Consider the following 15,069-nt stretch of genomic DNA (forward strand, 5'->3'; position numbering starts at 1 on the left):
GCGGGAAATCATCATGAACAGTGAACGATGAGCGTAAAATAATGGCTAAACTGTTAATCGCATCCAATTATATCATAAAATTTAGAAATATTAATAAGAGGTGAGGTGGAATGGTTGTAACTTTCAGAAAAGTAGTGTAAGATAGTAAAAAGTGCAAAGGGGGCAATAAAAATGAACAATGATCACTCTACTCAGGAGAATACGAACGCGCTTGTTGTCTACAAAGAGAAACAAGCTAAAGTCTCGGTTGTTGAAATGTATGCCCAAATGATCCTTGATGAAATGGAATTCAATCAAAAAGCAAAATACCTTCGCAAACAGATTGATGCAAGTTTGGATTCAAGGAACAAAGCACTCTTTATGAAACTCACTGCAGAATACGCGGCATTAACTCGTTAGTAAAGCGAGCTCTATAAAAGAGAATGAACGGATACTTGTGTTTGTATGATCCATTTGTTCTTAAACCTTTATAGGTACACAAAAAAAGAAGCAGAGATGCGCATCTCTGCTTCTTTTTTTGTGTATTTACATTTCATTTCCATTCAGGTTCTGTATTCTTGCGATTGCTTCGGCTTTCGCAGGTTTTCCGGCCATTCAGCAAGCAGCATCCCGATCAAAATAAGTAAAGATCCGGCGACTTCATGTGTACCAAATTGTGCGTTTTGGAAGAGAATCGATGTCCATGCGGCAAAAACAGGCTCCATAATGTAGATAATGCCGACGTGAGTGGCCGGTGTATCTTTCTGAAGAGCAGTCTGTAGCAAAAAGGCGAGTGCAGTTGCAAACAGTGCCATAAAAAGAATGACGACCAGTACATCCAATTGTACGATTTGTTGAACCGCAATGGCATTGCCGCCTTCCAAAAAAAGACTGAATGCAAAGGCGAGGCAGGAAACTGTAAATAGTTGAACAATGGTCAACGCATAACTATCATAACGCTCCGTAACTTTTGCTGTGAAAACAATATGTAATGCAAAAGTAACGGAGCTGACAAGAACAATTAAGTCACCTTTATTTAAGATAAACGAACCATGTGTGGTGAGGAAAAACAAGCCCACTGCAGCCAAAGGTACACTAAGGAGTGCTGTCCGGCGCGGCATTTGATGTAACAAGAATGCTGAAAAAATGGGCACAAGCACGACACTCAAGCCGGTGATAAATGCTGCGTTTGACGCTGAAGTGTAAAGAAGAGCGATCGTTTGACAAATATAACCGGCGAATAGCAATCCGCCTAACAAAGCTCCAGACCCTATTAATGACCAGTTGATGCTTTTCAGTATATGCGTACTTTTTTTGCGGCGCATGTATTGCCAAAAAAGCAAAAAGAGGGCAGCAATAAGAAAACGCCAAGCATTAAAGGTAAGCGGCGTTAATTTATCGAGAATATTTTGAACAACAATGAACGTTGTTCCCCATACAAAAGTGATACCGAGCAGAGCGGAATCAGCGATAAGCACACGTTTTCGATTCATTAGCTGTAGGCCCCTGTCTTTATTTTTCATTTTGTTGTTTAATGGCTGATCTTGCGAGAGCATCCGCATTTTTATTTTGTTTATCCGGAATCCATTTGCAAAAAAATAAGTCAAACTGATCGATGTAATGTAAGGCATCTTTTAAGTAAGCTTCATAAAGGCTATTTTTGACGTATCTCTTTTCCAGTGCTTGATTCACTAGTTGGGAATCTGTGCGAAATGAAACGGTACGGTAATTGTTTTCTAAAGCAATGCGAAGTGCGGCAACGCAAGCGGCAAATTCTGCTTCATGATTGCTGGACAGGATACCAAAAGGAAGGGCGCATCTCATCTCATGACCTTTTCCGTCTTTTATGTAAATTCCTCCTCCGGCAAGACCGGGATTGCTAAGAGCGGCACCATCGAATGAAACCTCGATCAATTTAAGGATTACCTCCCAAGTATTGTATAAAAAAGTTCATGCTTCATCCCATCGATGCGATGTTACGTTACACACATTATGTTATCATAATAAAAGTAAATTGGCTGGAATAATTTTATTTTCGAATGGGTGAGTAAAAGACAATGTCAAAAACAGTAAAGTCCGATATTGAAATCGCTCAAAATGCGGTTCTCAAACCAATTGGATCTATTGCAGAACAGCTCGGGCTCGAAGTAAAGGATTGGGAACCTTATGGCCGATACAAAGCGAAAGTATCCGCAAACACATTAAACAAATTGACTGAAAAACCAGATGGCAACATTATTTTAGTCACTTCCATTAATCCGACACCTGCCGGAGAAGGAAAGTCTACAGTTACCGTGGGGCTGGGACAAGCTTTGAATAAGATTGGTAAAAAGGCGGTCATCGCTTTACGCGAGCCATCACTTGGTCCGACAATGGGTCTTAAAGGCGGGGCAGCTGGGGGAGGCTTCGCTCAAGTTGTCCCGATGGAAGACATTAATCTTCATTTCACCGGTGATTTCCATGCGATCACAACCGCCCATAATGCATTGGCCGCTTTATTGGACAATCATATTCACCAAGGAAACGCGCTCAATATTGATCCTAGGCGCATTGTTTGGAAACGAGTCCTTGACTTAAATGATCGCGCGCTTAGGCACGTTGTTGTCGGGCTTGGCGGTCACGCAAACGGGGTTCCGCGCGAAGACGGATTTGACATTACCGTCGCTTCCGAAATTATGGCAATCCTCTGTCTTGCGGAAAACATCGATGACCTGAAAAGAAGGCTCAGCAACATGCTGATTGCCTATACTTATGATCGAAAGCCTGTTTTTGTACGTGATTTGCATGTTGAAGGGGCGTTGACACTTCTTTTAAAGGAAGCCATTCACCCAAATCTTGTTCAAACTTTGGAAAATACCCCAGCTTTTGTGCATGGAGGCCCATTTGCCAATATCGCTCACGGCTGCAACAGTGTGCTTGCAACAAAATTAGGAGCAAAACTCGGCGATTATCTAATTACAGAAGCTGGATTCGGCGCAGACTTAGGTGCGGAGAAGTTTCTGGACATCACGACGCGTGCCGGACATTTCACGCCAAGCGCGGTAGTGATCGTTGCAACAATTCGTGCGCTTAAAATGCATGGCGGACTGACAAAAGATCAATTAAAGCATGAAGATCTGAATGCATTAAAACTAGGCTTGGACAACTTGGCCCGTCATATTGATACAATCAAATCATTTGGTTTGCCCTACATTGTTGCGATTAATCACTTTATCTACGATACAGAACAGGAAGTCACTCTTGTTAAAGACTGGTGCACCGCTGAAAAACACCCGGTTGCTTTGGCGAAGGTTTGGGAACAAGGCGGTGAAGGAGGCAAGGAGCTTGCGCAGCTCGTTGTCGATACTGTGGAAAAAAACGAGAACCACTTTAAACCGCTCTATGATTTGAATGAGTCCATTCAAGAAAAAATTCAAACCATTGTTACCCAGGTGTACGGTGGAAAAAATGTTGAATTCTCAACGAAAGCACGCAAACAGTTAAAGACGTTCAAAGAAAATGGCTGGGATGAATTACCGGTATGTGTAGCGAAAACGCAATATTCACTTTCCGATAATCCAAAATTGATTGGCAGACCAAAAGACTTTACGATTCATGTACGTGAATTAAAGGTATCTTTAGGTGCGGGATTTATCGTTGTTATGACCGGCAATGTGCTTACGATGCCAGGCTTGCCAAAACACCCTGCAGCGTTAGATATGGATGTTGATCAAGAGGGAAGAGTACTCGGTTTGTTCTGATCGATTATGACCGAATGCATCCGTTAAGAAAGCGTCTCAAAGTCCGTTTTATGACTCTGAGACGCTTTTTACTTTTATAGGGAGTCAAGCGCGTAAAATCAGGATGAGCATGGCGGATAAGCGGGTCTGATTTTACGCATAGGAATTAATGCAGCTAGAAATGCAATGGTGCCGTTTCACATTACTTTTATAGCCTGACAAATTGCGCAGCTGCAGTTCCGGCAGCGTGTCCGGTCGTAAAAGCACTTGTTATATTATAACCGCCTGTATAGCCATGGATATCCAAGATCTCGCCACAGAAATAAAGCCCGGGCATGAGCTTAGATTCCATGGACTTAGGATTTATCTCTTTCAGTGAAACGCCGCCTCCTGTAATAAATGCCTTTTCAATCGAAAGCGTACCGGAGACACGAACAGGAAATGCTTTCAACGCATGCGCCATTTTTCGAACCGCTTCTTTTGAGAGCTCATGAAATTGACGATCAGGCGATAGAGCGATGAAGTCGAGAAGAAAATTCAGATAGCGCTCAGGAACAATGCCTTTCCACGCGTTCTTGATTGCTTTTTTCGGATCGGATTCGGTGAGCCGGTGCAGCTGCTCGTAAATTTCATGTTCGCTTAAGTCAGGTTTGGCATCAATCAAAACAGTGACCTCATTTGTTTTAAACTTCTTTAAGGCTTTGACAACAAATTGGCTGAGTCGAAGGATTGCCGGTCCAGACAAACCGAAGTGGGTGAAGATTATATCCCAGCGATGTGTCTGAATCGGTTTGCCTTTCGGATTGATCAGTGTTATGGCGACATCAGACAAGGAAAGCCCTTGAAGTACTTTTTCTTTGATGAAGGATTCGTTTGAGGTGAGCGGAACTTCGGTCGGATAGAGTTCAGTAATTGTATGACCGGCCATCTTGGCCCACGCATACCCATCTCCTGTACTTCCGGTACTTGGAACGCTTTTTCCGCCAACTGCGACAATAACAGAATGCGCTGAATAGATCCTTCCGTTCACCGTCTTGACTCCGGATACACGATCTGAATAAAGGACTGCCTGCACGGGTGTATTTGTTTTAAGTGTAACATTTAGTTCGCGCATCCTTCTAAGCAAAGCTTGAACTACAGATTTTGCATCATTACTCTTCGGGAACATACGACCGTGGTCCTCTTCTTTTAAGTCAACATCAAGCCGTTTGAAGAAGGAAACAATATCCTGATTATCAAAGGATGATAGAGCGCTGTATAGGAAGCGGCCGTTGCCGGGGATATGCTTAATCAATTCATCAATAGGCATAGCGTTGGTCACGTTACAGCGTCCGCCGCCTGAAATGGCTAATTTTCTCCCGAGCTTGTCTCCTTTGTCGAGCAGCAGCACACGCGCATGCTGTTCAGCCGCGGCGATGGCTGCCATTAACCCGGCAGGACCGCCACCAATCACAATCACATCATAGTTCATGACTTTTCCTCACTTTGTTCATTTACTATCGTAACCTTAACAGATTTCATGATCCTTTTCATCAAGCGATGGCTGTTTTCTGGTGTGATAATTGTCACAGACGGTGAATTTTGATAGGATAGACACAGAACAATTTGCAGCGATGCCGTCAGTGGCGGATTTCTATATGAGGTGATTGGATTGACAGAAGGAAAACCCTATCGAGTACTGTTGTACTATCATTATGTAATGATCGATGATCCGAAGCAGTTTGCTGAAGAACATTTACGATTTTGCAAGGAACTGGGACTGAAAGGACGTATTTTAGTTGGCCGTGAAGGATTAAACGGTACTGTTTCCGGTACTACGGAGCAAACCCAGAGATACATGGACGCACTGCACCGTGATCCCCGATTTAAAACGATGCCGTTTAAAATAGATGAGGCGGATGGTCATGTCTTTAAGAAGATGCATGTACGACCGCGCAAAGAGATTGTTGCGTTGAAATTAAATGAAGATATTGATCCGAAACAACTCACCGGAAAACATTTGAAACCTAAGGAATTTTATAAAGAACTGCAGCGCGACGACGTCCTTGTCATTGATGCCCGCAATGATTATGAAACACAAATCGGTCATTTTCAAAAGGCAATTCTGCCGAATATTCGTAACTTTCGCGATCTGCCAAAATGGATCGAGACGCATCTCGCTGATCAAAAAGATAAAAAAGTACTCACCTATTGCACCGGTGGTATTCGCTGTGAGAAGTTTAGCGGCTATTTGCTTCGCGCCGGGTTTAAGGATGTCAGCCAGCTTGATGGAGGGATTGTTGAGTATGGCAAGGATCCGCAAGTAAAGGGCAAATACTATGATGGAAAGTGCTATGTTTTTGATCAGCGCATTTCGGTACCGGTCAATCGAACGGACGAAGACGTGGTCGTTGGTCACTGCCACCATTGTGGAAAGTCGTGCGACCGCATCGTTAATTGTGCAAATCCGGAATGCAATGTACAGTTTATCTGTTGTGAAGCGTGTGAGAAACAACACCACCGTTCATGCAGCGACACGTGCCGTCATCATCCGAGAAATCGATATAATGCGGAAGTCGCTCAAGCAGCGGAGAAACAAACCGTTTCATAAGCAAGCAAGGAAAAAGGTCGGACTCGTTCCGATCTTTTTCTATTTCAATGTTCTTTTTCTCAAACAATATGTATGATACACGTGTTGCACGTATTGAATACGTGCTATAATCAAAGGGAGGTGAGGAACAGTGTTTAAAGATCAATATATTTACCCTGCTGTGATTGCGAAAGCCAATGACCAGTTCACCATCACTTTTCTTGATTTCCCGGATACTCAAGTTAAAGCAAAGACGATTGAAGACGGATTTGCACAAGCAAAAGAAGCGCTGGCACATGTTCTCTTTGACTATGAAGAAAGAAAGGAGAACCCGCCTGCGCCTTCAGAGTTATCTGCGTTTAAAAAAGAGGACTCGGATCAATTTGTTACGCTCATTGATACATGGATGCCTGCTTTTCGCAAGAAAATGGAACATCAAGCCGTAAAAAAAACACTGACGATTCCTAAGTGGCTCGATGATGCGGCAAAGGAAGCCGGATTGAACTATTCACGAATTTTGCAAGATGCACTGAAAGAAGAACTGAACATCGATGAAAGCGGCAATTCTTTTTCAGTTCAGGATCGTTTGAACAAACAGCTCAAGAAAGTCAAGAAAAGTTTGAAGGATTTGTCCAAAATCCGTGTCCATGTCAATAGGACTAGTGATGAGGCATCGTCAGAGAAAAAAGAAACTTCCGTTAAAGAATCTTTGAAACAAGACATTGACCTTATCAAACAGGAATTAAATGAAGTGACGGATCGTTTAAAAAACTCAAATGAATACCAGCAACTCAACGAAAAAATAAATCGTCTCATTGATAAATTAAATCGATAATTGCTCATTAGCAAATCATGTTATCGTTGAAGACAGCTCAAGTTCTATACCATGAGCTGCCTTTTTTGCAGGATAAGAACGTATACGATTTTGCCCCTTCTTCAAACCAATAGACCGGTGTCTTGGTCTAGAATTAAAGCGGGGGTACTCTGGCACCTGCGGGATCGCGCCTTGTTGATGCTTGCCAGCGAGCAGCTGGAGTGTCGTTTGTGCACAGGGTGATGAATCAAAGCCCGAATGGGAGGCGGAAGTAAGGACCAAGCACAGCTTGGTTTTTCTTATTCTTTAAAGAATTGAATTACCATGAATCATTTGACGTACTTCTATGCGTTCAAGTAAAATAAAAAGATTGAACGTTTTATTTCGGAGGCAACGATGAAGAGACAGAAAACAAATAAAACAACCGTGCTGATTGGCCTGATGATCGGTACGTTTTTAACGGCGATCGAAGGAACAATTGTCAGCACAGCCATGCCTAAAATTGTCGGCGATTTACAAGGCATCGAAGTTATGGATTGGGTTTTTTCTATTTTTATGCTTACTTCAGCGATCACCGTTCCGCTTTTCGGAAAACTTGCCGACCTTTTCGGCAGGAAGAAAGTATTTACGATCGGAACGTTAATCTTTTTATCCGGATCTGTACTTTGCGGCCTTGCGTGGTCGATGGCTGCCCTGATCGTTTTTCGCGGCATTCAGGGGATAGGCGCCGGAGCCGTAATGACATTGAGCACGACGATTATTGGCGATATTTTTCCAGTAGAAAAACGGGCGAAAATGTTCGGGATGATGGGCATGATTTGGGGAATCGCCGGGATACTTGGACCGCTCGTGGGCGGTTTTTTTGTCGATGTATTATCTTGGCATTGGATCTTTTTTATCAATCTTCCATTTGGCATTGTCACCGTTTTGCTCATCTCGATCGGGCTTATGGAGAAAATAAGCCACGAACAGAAGACAATCGACTATGCGGGGATGGTTGTTTTTTCAGCTGCGATGGGGCTGTTTCTTTTTGTCCTTCAAAGGATTGGGGAATACGGTTGGCATAATCTCTTGAATAGTGGATTATTGATAAGCTCTTTTTGTCTGGTGGCGGCGTTTGTTTTTATAGAAAGCCGAGTAAAGGAGCCGTTGATGCCGCTTACGATTTTACAAAACCCGGTCGTTCTTATGACCAATATACTGGCTTTTCTTGCAAGTATTATCTTGATAGGCAATGATATTTATATGCCGATGTGGCTGCAAGGACTGCTTGGGTATAGTGCGATGGCATCTGGATTCGTTTTAACCCCCATGTCGCTTACTTGGATGGTCGGTTCCTTTCTGTCCGGACATCTGTTGACAAAATTCGGTTTGAAAATCGGCGAAGCAGTCGGTACGCTTATTCTGATGATCGGCACTTTTTTGGTGATGATGCTGCGGATGGATAGTCATCCATTATCGTATTATTTCATCACAGCAATTGTCGGAATCGGTTTTGGCATTACGCTGACGTTGACGACAATTGCCGCACAATCTGCTACGGATCGAGCAATGCGCGGAGCAGCAACGGCTTCCAATCAATTTTTTCGCAGTGTCGGACAAGCGGTTGGTGCAGCTGTTTTCGGCATGTATTTTAATACGCAAGTCGGCCAGAGCATTCGTGAACAAGGGGCAGCCACGGTGTCGGCCAATCAATTAAATCAGCTCGTCCATCCGGAAGGGCACGAACAACTCGCATCATCCGTGCGGAACTTGCTTCGTGAACTTCTTTTTACCAGTATTCATCACGTATTTATCTTGTTCTTTGTTCTTGCTGCTGCAGCAGTCGTAGTCGCACTGCTACTTCCAAAACATGCTGATTCAGTTCAAAACGAATAAAAAGAGGTACCTGCTGCAATGCGAATGCCGTCGGTTTGCGTGCCGTCAGAAAGCGCGGACAGCGAGAGATAATTGGGTCGCGTCGCATTTCGCATCAAAAAGGCTGAGGTCATTGCACCCGGGCGCCGAAATTTATTTAATTCAGTAATGATCTGGTTCGCCGCCAAAATGCCGATCCCATGCCCATAATAGCGATCATCCGCTAAGTCAACGACGTTTTCTCCTTGCCATTGCGGCGTTTGCGGACTGACATCCGGATTTTTAAAATAGCGTACATCCCCAGGAATTCCCGCACCGACTCCTGGCACATTTCTTAATGGAAAGAACGGGTGGTTCTGCCAATCCCAGAGATAAAGATGCTGAAACACTTCGTTAAAGCGTTCGTTAGGAATGGTGTTGATCAGCGCTTTATAAAAAATGATCATCATTGCTGTTGCGCATTCAAACGCGTAAGCCTCTCCATTCACAAAAATATCATTGACTGCTTGAGTAGCAGGGACGCCAGGCTTTAATTCAAAACCACCGTCTCCGGTAAGCGTCCAGTAATAATCGTTACACTCCGAATAGTAGAACGTTGCAAAAGATGCACCGCTTTCCAAAAGAGCGTACGAGGCCTCGATAGTCTCGTTTCTCAGCTTGATTTCAAAATTAAGCTCGGCTTTCGTTGGGAATGCGAACCATTCATGAGAGTCGGCCATTGCTCTGTAAATCGTTGCGGCAAATCGGCCAATACTCGAATAACTGCTGAAATCCTCACTGAGAAGCTGCTCGTTTGCAGCAATAATCATCGTTCATACCTCCCGTGCACAGGCATACGGATCGATTGCAATTGTTCGTTCAAATTTAGACCAATCCATGAACGCCAAATTTTCGGTTGCTCTTTTCGTAATCGGCAAGAATAGGTCGACAAATTGATTTGCTGACGCATCGGCAAACGAACCAATCCATAATAATTTTCTTTTTCATTGGACATTAAGGCTTGGAGCGGTTCTCCTTTTCGCGGCGAAACGTATTTTCCAAGGTATTTTGCACTGTAATGAATCCGGTAGGGTCGTCCACCGGGGACTGCATCGTTGGTTTCACCTGTATAAACCAGATAATGTGCATTCTCTTCGTACCACGTTTCAAAAGCGAGAAATGCTGATGCATTGTCATTCGCGTGCTTTACCTCGGGTATGAAATGCAGCATGCGCCGCGCATAGTTGCTTTCTACCAATTGGTCGGAGAGGAGGTAATTGGCTACATAAACGAGGCAAAGCGGATTGGCTGTTTCCCACATGGCACTAATTAAGTAATGGCGCTGACTTTTATTCTTATAACGGTAAAATACCAGATCTACCATTTCCTTCAGCCAATTTTCATGATAGGTATGCAGAAAGTTAATCGCTGTTTGGTCAATGACCTGCGTATAATCCGTAGACATTATGTTTTTCCAGCCTGTGCTGAGCATCCAATGCATGGCTTCAACAACCTGGTGGTGCTGATTTGCAAATGACGCCATCTGATCCATACCAAGATCTGCACCATGAAGAATATTTCTTATTTGTGATAGCGCAATGCGTGGGCGCGATTCTAACGCTTCGCTTCGCGTATCTAATTGATCTCGGAGCATGTAGAGGACGGGAAAGTCTAGATCTGGATCGTTGATGATTGCCAAAGCGTGTTCAGGATTATCTTTATTGATGCGATCCCATTCGTTGATGAGCATCCCCGGCTGTTCTTGTCTCATTTGATTTAACGGATGATCAGCGCTCATTGTGGACCCCTCCAATCAATTCAATCTTGTAGGATATTTATTGATGGGAACATCGGATTATTCACGATCGTTTATCAGCAGGGCCGTTTTCTTGATGAGGCGAGTGTAGAACAAGAGCATTAAAAATGGTAAACTAAGATTCAGCAAAGAAGAGTGGAGTGATCAGTATGAAACAGTATCTTGATCTTTGCCGTAAGGTTCTCTCAGAAGGCCACAAAAAGGGAGACCGTACTGGCACCGGCACGATCAGTACTTTCGGATATCAAATGCGTTTTAATTTGCAGGATGGGTTTCCGCTCATGACGACGAAGAAATTACACTACAAATCGATCATTTATGAATTGCTTTGGTTCTTAAAAGGAGATACTAATATCAAGTATTTGCAGGAACACGGTGTCCGCATCTGGAATGAGTGGGCAGATGAGCATGGTGATCTTGGTCCCGTTTACGGGCATCAGTGGCGGTCATGGCCGGGCAAGAGCGGCGGGACCATCGATCAAATTGCTCATGTTGTGGATGAAATAAAAAAGAATCCGAATTCACGACGCTTGATCGTCACTGCTTGGAATCCTATGGATATTCCGGACATGGCCCTGCCGCCTTGTCATTGTTTGTTCCAATTTTATGTCAATGATGGCAAACTGAGCTGCCAATTGTATCAGCGCAGTGCAGATGTATTTCTCGGCGTTCCCTTTAATATTGCTTCGTATGCATTATTAACGCATATGATTGCTCGTGTTACTGGACTTGAGGTTGGCGATTTTGTACATACGCTCGGGGATGCACATATTTATTTGAATCACCTGGAACAAGTAAAGACGCAGTTGGATCGTACGCCAAGACCGCTTCCAGAGTTAGAGATTAGACGGTCTGTTTCCTCTATTTTTGATTTTGATTATGACGATTTTGTGTTTCAAGGCTATAACCCTTACCCAACGATCAAGGGCGAGGTGTCGGTATGATTTCGTTCCTACTCGCCATGGATCGCAACGGTTTGATTGGACGAGGCAATAAGCTTCCGTGGCATCTTCCAGATGATCTGCGCTATTTTAAAGAAACAACTTGGGGTCATCCGGTTATTATGGGCAGAAAAACATTTGAATCAATTGGAAAGGCTTTGCCTGGAAGAGAAAATAGTGTATTGACGCAAAACCTTGATTTTTCAGCTCCTGGGGTGACCTGTTATCATTCGGCAGAAGAGTTTCTACATGCAGGCAAAGCTTATGGAAACGAATGCTTTGTCATCGGTGGTGCGAAAATTTTCGATCTGTTTCTTCCATATGCTGACCGCCTTTATATTACGAATATTGACGCTGAATTTGAAGGAGACACCTACTTTAAAGGGTTCCGGGAAAAAGATTGGCAGCTCGTCAGTCAAAGATCGGGGAAGCTCGATCGAAAAAACATCTATCCGCATGAATTTCATGTATACGAACGAAATAAGTCTGTTATGAATCTGCATTAAATCGCGATCTGCACCACTTCGACTCCGGCGCATAAACTGTTAAAAAGAGTGACGGAGTTGATAAAAATGATCGTATCAAGTCTGCAAATTTGGCTTTGCTATGGATTGGTCGGACTGATTATGGGATCAATGATTGGCTTTTTTCCGATGGGACGCAGATTGACGATGAAATATTTCGCGTTGATTCTTCTTGCTGCAGTAGTTTGGCTGCCTGTTGTTATACTTTCCTTGCTTGCTGCACCAATTGCCAATCACTATCGACTGCAGGAAACGGATTTTTGAATTAAGGCTCCTGAATGGGGGGAGCCTTTTCATCTGCACCTTGTTTCTCTGGGTTTTCCCCATGCAACTTTTTACTCATTTTGGCATTGGATTTGGCGAATTCACAATAGGGACAAGCCCTTAGGAGAAACGCCTTCAAATCAAAAGATTTGCCGCCGTTCTTCGCTGCAAACTGAAAGCAAAGATCGTGATCAATGAATCGAAATTAAATTTATTTTCTTGACAAATAGATAAATTTGCTTTAAAAAATAATAATAAACGGTTAGAATTGGTATGACTATTGAAATTAATGCTATGGGCTATTTCTTGCTTTGAGCAGAAAATTGGTAAACAACTGTTTTTCGTGGGAAAATAAAACTATTCATTAAATAGTTCCTAGTGAAAATCCTTATGATTTTCTGCACGGAGCGAGTGAAAGTAATTGTCAGCGCTTGTTCATTAAGTCTGAAATATGATTTAAGGTTTATTCTATTTTACAGCAAACAGTTGGCAAAAAAAGAAAAAAGGAGAAGGTACAGGTATGGCATCAAATGTATCAGAATTGACTACCTACAAGGCGTACCTCCAAGGTGAATGGAAGAAGAGTTCATCTGACGAGACCATTGCCATTCAATCCCCTTATCTTAGAAAAGCGATCGGTTATGTTCAAGCGGTCACACAGGATGAAGTGGATGAAGCAATCAAAGCAGCACATAAGGCTCAGAAGTCATGGGCTGAATTGTCTTTAAGTGAACGAGGCGCTTATTTGGATAAATGGGCGGATGAACTCGTCAATAACAGCGAAGATATTGCCACTGCAATTATGCAGGAAGTCGGCAAAGGCTTTAAAGACGCTAAGAAGGAAGTCGTCCGTACAGCGGATCTCATTCGCTACACAGTTCAAGAAGCACTGCACATGCATGGAGAAAGCTTGAGAGGCGAAGGTTTCCCGGGTGGCGATCAGAAAAAGATCGGTATCGTTGAACGTGCACCATTAGGTGTTGTTCTCGCAATTTCACCATTTAATTATCCAGTCAACCTTGCCGCTTCGAAAGTTGCTCCTGCATTGATGGCGGGGAACGGTGTCATCTTTAAACCGGCCACTCAGGGCTCAATCAGCGGGATTAAAATGATTCAAGCGCTCGATAAAACCGGTCTTCCGAAAGGGGTGCTCAGCTTGACCACCGGACGCGGTTCGGTTATCGGTGATTATCTTGTTGAGCACAAGGGAATCGATATGATCAGCTTTACCGGAGGTTCAGGCACAGGACGCCACTTGTCAAAACAGACGGCAATGATTCCGCTCGTACTTGAACTTGGCGGTAAAGATCCTGCGCTTGTTGCAGAAGATGCAGATATGGATGTGGCTGTAAAGAGCATCATGAATGGCGCATTCTCTTACTCAGGTCAACGTTGCACAGCAATTAAACGTGTACTGGTTAATGAAAAAGTAGCTGACGAACTTGTTGACCGACTGAAGTCTGAAATTGAAAAATTAACGGTCGGCTCTCCTGAAGAAGACAGTACCATCGTTCCTTTGATTGATGACAAGTCTGCAGACTTTGTTCAAAGCTTGATTGATGATGCACTGAACAAGAAAGCGACCTTGGTAACCGGCAACAAACGCCAAGATAATTTGATCTATCCGACACTGCTTGACCATGTAACTGAGGATATGGATGTCGCATGGATTGAACCATTTGGTCCGGTTCTGCCGATCATTCGCGTGAAATCGGATGAAGAAGCCATCGAACTTGCGAACAGGTCTGAATTTGGATTGCAAGCAAGCGTCTTCTCTCAAGACATTGATCGTGCACTTGATGTTGCGCGACAGGTTGAAGCGGGTACCGTTCAAATCAATGGTCGTACCGAACGTGGTCCAGACCATTTCCCATTCCTCGGTGTCAAAGCTTCCGGAATGGGCGTTCAAGGAATTCATCACAGCATTCTGTCGATGTCTCGCGAACGCGTCACCGTTCTCAATCTCAAATAAAATTGTTAAACGATAAAAAAGGTGTCTCTACTTGAGGCACCTTTTCTATTAATGGCAATGCTCATCACAATATAGAAAAAGGACGGACTTGACTGCCTCCTCTTAGCGAGCTTAAATGATATCCCTATCAGAAACCCTTATGCATCACTTAATAAGGTTTAGTAATAGTAGGAGCCATCGTTTGGTCCTGGGCCATAAAATCCGCCGCCCCCGCCATAGGGTGGACGCGGGCCATAGCCGCCCCAATATCCGGGCCTAGGTGGGCAGAAAGGGCATGGACGTACGCCAATAATCGTACTTAGTCCAACGCCAAGCAGACTGCCTGCAAAGCCGCCTAAGAATGCTTGAGGGCCGAATGCACCACCAAAAAATCGATCATCGCCTCTAGATTCATTTTCATCTAGGGTTTGATTATTGCTCAAAGGTTTAAGATAAACGCTATTTTGGTCGAAGGACTCGATAATTCCCACATGAACGGACCCATCACTGCATTCAATCTCGACAGGTTGATGGAGCAGATTTTCCCAATACTGCTGATTTGACATGAATGTACCTCCTAATCAATCGTTGCTGTGGCTAAACAAAAGCCTAATTTCAGGTTATGCGATGATTCAACAAAAGGAATGGGCAGATGT

Annotated in this window: 15 protein-coding genes; 9 read left to right on the plus strand and 6 right to left on the minus strand. The window is 43.7% G+C overall.

Features of this window, described 5'->3' with window-relative positions; all coding sequences use genetic code 11:
• The first annotated feature begins 171 nt into the window (after window positions 1-171).
• Window positions 172-399: an IDEAL domain-containing protein gene (locus SIN01_RS01775; protein WP_010027219.1), complete on the plus strand. Its 228-nt coding sequence runs from the start codon at window positions 172-174 to the stop codon at window positions 397-399.
• 143 nt (window positions 400-542) lie between these two features.
• Here the strand turns inward: SIN01_RS01775 and SIN01_RS01780 are convergent, their stop codons facing one another.
• Together SIN01_RS01780 and SIN01_RS01785 are read right to left on the minus strand one after the other, a co-directional pair.
• On the minus strand, window positions 543-1,472 hold the full coding sequence (locus tag SIN01_RS01780) for a DMT family transporter (protein ID WP_010026812.1): 930 nt from the start codon (window positions 1,470-1,472) through the stop codon (window positions 543-545).
• Between the two features lie 19 nt (window positions 1,473-1,491).
• Window positions 1,492-1,893, minus strand: coding sequence for a reverse transcriptase-like protein (locus SIN01_RS01785; RefSeq protein ID WP_010026811.1), 402 nt, complete (start codon window positions 1,891-1,893; stop codon window positions 1,492-1,494).
• A gap of 143 nt (window positions 1,894-2,036) precedes the next feature.
• On the opposite strand from SIN01_RS01785, the gene SIN01_RS01790 reads away from it, so the two are divergent.
• On the plus strand, window positions 2,037-3,719 hold the full coding sequence (locus SIN01_RS01790) for a formate--tetrahydrofolate ligase (protein ID WP_010026809.1): 1,683 nt from the start codon (window positions 2,037-2,039) through the stop codon (window positions 3,717-3,719).
• Window positions 3,720-3,906: 187 nt separating this feature from the next.
• Here the strand turns inward: SIN01_RS01790 and SIN01_RS01795 are convergent, their stop codons facing one another.
• Entirely contained in the window at window positions 3,907-5,169 is a 1,263-nt protein-coding gene (locus SIN01_RS01795; RefSeq protein ID WP_010026808.1) for a BaiN/RdsA family NAD(P)/FAD-dependent oxidoreductase, read from the minus strand.
• Window positions 5,170-5,349: 180 nt separating this feature from the next.
• Here SIN01_RS01795 and trhO point away from each other — a divergent pair, with 180 nt between their 5' ends.
• The 3 genes from trhO (at window position 5,350) to SIN01_RS01810 (ending at window position 8,959) form a co-directional block, all read left to right on the plus strand.
• Window positions 5,350-6,288 (plus strand): oxygen-dependent tRNA uridine(34) hydroxylase TrhO, encoded by a 939-nt coding sequence (gene trhO / locus SIN01_RS01800; protein WP_010026807.1) that lies wholly within the window; start codon window positions 5,350-5,352, stop codon window positions 6,286-6,288.
• 130 nt (window positions 6,289-6,418) lie between these two features.
• Window positions 6,419-7,102 (plus strand): type II toxin-antitoxin system HicB family antitoxin, encoded by a 684-nt coding sequence (locus SIN01_RS01805; protein WP_010026805.1) that lies wholly within the window; start codon window positions 6,419-6,421, stop codon window positions 7,100-7,102.
• Window positions 7,103-7,477: 375 nt separating this feature from the next.
• Complete coding sequence (locus tag SIN01_RS01810) at window positions 7,478-8,959, plus strand: MDR family MFS transporter (protein ID WP_010025422.1); 1,482 nt, start codon at window positions 7,478-7,480, stop codon at window positions 8,957-8,959.
• On the opposite strand, the gene tgl is transcribed toward SIN01_RS01810, so the two are convergent.
• The gene (gene tgl, locus SIN01_RS01815) at window positions 8,947-9,747 is read right to left on the minus strand and encodes a spore coat transglutaminase TGL (RefSeq protein WP_010025423.1); all 801 of its coding nucleotides are present in this window, start codon (window positions 9,745-9,747) and stop codon (window positions 8,947-8,949) included. The genes SIN01_RS01810 and tgl overlap by 13 nt on opposite strands.
• On the minus strand, window positions 9,744-10,715 hold the full coding sequence (locus SIN01_RS01820; protein WP_010025425.1) for a hypothetical protein: 972 nt from the start codon (window positions 10,713-10,715) through the stop codon (window positions 9,744-9,746). Before SIN01_RS01820 ends, tgl begins: the two co-directional genes overlap by 4 nt.
• 167 nt (window positions 10,716-10,882) lie before the next feature.
• On the opposite strand from SIN01_RS01820, the gene SIN01_RS01825 reads away from it, so the two are divergent.
• From SIN01_RS01825 to SIN01_RS01840, 4 genes are all read left to right on the plus strand, one after another.
• Window positions 10,883-11,677 carry a thymidylate synthase gene (locus SIN01_RS01825; protein WP_010025426.1) on the plus strand — a complete coding sequence of 265 codons (795 nt, stop codon included), beginning with the start codon at window positions 10,883-10,885 and terminating at the stop codon, window positions 11,675-11,677.
• The gene (locus SIN01_RS01830; protein WP_010025427.1) at window positions 11,674-12,180 is read left to right on the plus strand and encodes a dihydrofolate reductase; all 507 of its coding nucleotides are present in this window, start codon (window positions 11,674-11,676) and stop codon (window positions 12,178-12,180) included. The genes SIN01_RS01825 and SIN01_RS01830 overlap by 4 nt, the downstream gene beginning before the upstream one ends.
• Window positions 12,181-12,246: 66 nt before the next feature.
• Entirely contained in the window at window positions 12,247-12,462 is a 216-nt protein-coding gene (locus SIN01_RS01835) for a hypothetical protein (RefSeq protein WP_010025428.1), read from the plus strand.
• Between the two features lie 520 nt (window positions 12,463-12,982).
• Complete coding sequence (locus SIN01_RS01840; protein WP_029548118.1) at window positions 12,983-14,434, plus strand: NADP-dependent glyceraldehyde-3-phosphate dehydrogenase; 1,452 nt, start codon at window positions 12,983-12,985, stop codon at window positions 14,432-14,434.
• A gap of 158 nt (window positions 14,435-14,592) precedes the next feature.
• On the opposite strand, the gene SIN01_RS01845 is transcribed toward SIN01_RS01840, so the two are convergent.
• Window positions 14,593-14,979, minus strand: coding sequence for a hypothetical protein (locus SIN01_RS01845; RefSeq protein WP_010024109.1), 387 nt, complete (start codon window positions 14,977-14,979; stop codon window positions 14,593-14,595).
• Between the last annotated feature and the right edge of the window lie 90 nt (window positions 14,980-15,069).

Origin of the sequence: Sporolactobacillus inulinus (assembly GCF_006539285.1) — a bacterium.
GTDB lineage: Bacteria > Bacillota > Bacilli > Bacillales > Sporolactobacillaceae > Sporolactobacillus > Sporolactobacillus inulinus.